Annotated in this window: 3 protein-coding genes; 1 reads left to right on the top strand and 2 read right to left on the bottom strand. The window is 63.7% G+C overall.

Annotated elements, in window-relative coordinates:
- Window positions 1-188 (bottom strand): ATP-binding protein (locus ACLP25_RS19130; RefSeq protein WP_442470747.1); only part of this gene is annotated, 188 nt, incomplete at its 3' end.
- Window positions 189-680: 492 nt separating this feature from the next.
- Between ACLP25_RS19130 and ACLP25_RS19125 the strand changes: the two genes are divergently transcribed.
- The gene (locus tag ACLP25_RS19125; RefSeq protein ID WP_442470746.1) at window positions 681-866 is read left to right on the top strand and encodes a hypothetical protein; all 186 of its coding nucleotides are present in this window, start codon (window positions 681-683) and stop codon (window positions 864-866) included.
- 172 nt (window positions 867-1,038) lie between these two features.
- Here ACLP25_RS19125 and ACLP25_RS19120 read toward each other — a convergent pair whose 3' ends face one another.
- On the bottom strand, window positions 1,039-1,848 hold the full coding sequence (locus ACLP25_RS19120) for a hypothetical protein (RefSeq protein WP_442470745.1): 810 nt from the start codon (window positions 1,846-1,848) through the stop codon (window positions 1,039-1,041).
- Window positions 1,849-2,678 lie beyond the last annotated feature (830 nt).

The raw sequence follows: 2,678 nt of genomic DNA, 5'->3' as shown, positions 1-2,678 counted from the left end.
TTGGTGGTGACCAGCGTGCTCTTGCTCTGATAACGCCGCGAGACCAGTTCGAACATGAGGTCGGCATGGCGGTTGGAATAGGAGAGATACCCGACTTCGTCGATCACCAGCAATTGCGGGCGCGCATAGTGGCGCAGGCGGCGTCGCAGTGCGGAATCGCTATCGAGCGCGCAAAGGTCGCCCAGCAACTGGCCCGCGCTGATGAACAGGACCGTGTGCCCTTGGATCAGCGCCTGGTGAGATGTTCTGCGCCAGGGTCGACTTACCGACGCCGTTGGGATCGAGGGCCAGACGCACGGCGTTGGGAAAATCGCGCGGCCCGTTTGCGGCTCCCGCGGACGGCGTTGTAGAACGTTTCCGTCCCGACCATGGTCGAAGCCGACGACTCGTGGAAACGAGTCGAGGAAGTGGAATGCGGGTGCGGCCTGTGCCACAAGATCATCCCATGCGAATGGCTTTCATGGATTCGCGACCGGGAATGGGTACCACGGTGCCGGGGCGCGCATGAGCGCCTGACCAACAATAGCTTTCGCAGCTAACCCGCGACGACTCGGAGCGCGGCTGAGAGCCCATCTGCGGCCCTTCGGAATTCGCCTCGAGGCGCAGTTCAAGGGCTACGACATTGGCGCTTCGAACGCGTCGAGCAACTGGCATGCTTCGTCTCCGGTATCGGTAGCCGGTTGGCGCCCGCGCGTGAGGACATTGAGGATGCGATCGCGAATGCCGGCGCGAGCGGGTTCGACCTCGAGCACGTCGATGACTCAAACCTATGGGAGAGCGAAGCGATGACGCTGAACGGTTTTGTCGAAGCGCTCGGCGAGCGCGTAACGGTCGCGCGGCGTCTGCCGACCGTCAAGGAGCGATGAATCCGATTCACGCCGCCAGCGGGGCGGCGAGATACTCGCTGCCGGTCCAACGCTCTTTGCGCAATCATCTTTTTCGATCCGCACATTGCGGGCGTAGAGCGCTTGCTGTGCTCCTCGGGAAGCGAACGGAACGGGAGGAAGGCGGCAGAAATCCACTTTTTTGCGAAACGGATCAGTCCGGGACTGTCCCATGCCGCAGTTCCTTCAGGCGCATCAGCATGGCCAGCATCCGCTCGAGCTTTCGGTCGAGATGGACCTCGTAGCGGCCGAGCCGCTCCAGCTTGTCGGGATCGAGCGACTCACCGAACGCCTGCTCCCGGATCAGCGGGCGGTTGGCGAGCTCCTTCTTGCGGTCCTCCAGCCAGGGCAGCACTTCTCCCTCTAGAAAGCCGCGCAGTCCCTCGACGTCGGCGGTGGCGGCCTTCTCGCCCTCGTCCAGTTCGTCCGGCTGACGCGCCAAAAACTCTGCCCACCCTTCTTGCGTGCCCTCGCGCAACTCCGCCAACGCGGCCTCATAAGCGTCATTACGGCGGGAGCCGAGCAGGTTGAGGGCGCGATGTACAATGGCCTCGTCATCCTCCGTCTCATGGATGTCGTTCTCGGTGTCCGCAGTCGTGGCGCGGATGGCCTCCCCGACGTCCCAGGATTCGTCGATCGCGTCGAGATGGACCACCGCCGCCTTCGCGGTGTCTTTTCTCGGCTCAAGGGCTTCTTCGAGCCCCCGACGATGGGCAGCGGCCTCCGCCAGGCGCAGCCGCCTCTTCCGCCAAAGGATGCCGGCCACTTCCTCGACCAGGTGCTCCTCGGTCGGTCCCTGCGGCGCATGTTCGGCGACAAGCGCCGCGACTAGGGCGTGATACTCGGCCGCGTCCTCCCAGGGCAGCACGGTGTAGCGCGATAGGACGCCATGGCGGAGCGCATTGAAGCGGCTGATCTCCGTGCCGGAGGTTTCCGCCTCCTTGGCGCGCTTTCTGTCGCTCATTTCCAAAAGCTCCCTTTGCTCTTGTGGCTGTCGGTCCACGCAAGCAGTCGTTCGGTCCGAAGCGCCAAGGCTTCATCGGCGCGCCTTTCAGCGTCACGGGCTTGCTTGCGTAGACGCTCATAAGTTCGCCTCCACATGCCCTTGGGCCTCGGCGGAAACTCGGCTGCCATTCCGGGATCGCCGCCCAGGCGTTCCCTGACCTTGTTCGCGCGCCTGAGGGATCGGTCCGATGCGCCCTCGCTTTGGCTCGCATGCGCCAGACGGTAGCAACGGCGACAGGAAAAATAGAGGCCCGCGCCGTAAAGCTTCGTGACCCGCCTCCCGCAGGCACCCCCGTTCGCGAGACCCGGACAAATGAAATAGGGCCGAGTCCCGCCGAAGCGGCACGAAACGTGGGCCAGGCGAACCGCCTCTTTGACTTGCTCCCTATCCCCACCGTTGAGGCTGACGCTATAGCTGAGACGCAGCAGGTCTTCCCCGGCGCGGAGGTCAATCCACGCGACCCTCTCCCCGTCGCGCGTCCATTCCCAGCTGCCCGACCAGCCGGACTTGAGGCAGCCCTTGCGCCGCAGATCGTTCACGTCGATCGAACGATGGTCTTCGACCTTATCGTGTCCCGATCCGCTCGACCGTCCCGATCCGTAGCCGCCCAAAATGCGCCTCCGTTTTTAACGAAATCGTCTGCGTAGATGTGGCCGCATCAATTCAGCTCCCAGGGCGTTGACCGTGCAGTAGCTGTCCACCTTGCCGCGCCCCGATCCGTTCGTTCGACCCGCCTCCGTTTTTCGCGAAAACGTTTGGAAAATCGGTCACTGCCAGTCGGGCCAAGG

Source organism: Roseiarcus sp., from assembly GCF_052145395.1.
Classification (GTDB): domain Bacteria; phylum Pseudomonadota; class Alphaproteobacteria; order Rhizobiales; family Beijerinckiaceae; genus Roseiarcus.
The sequence above is the reverse complement of the archived record's forward strand: the minus strand, read 5'-3'. Positions and strand labels throughout refer to the sequence as shown.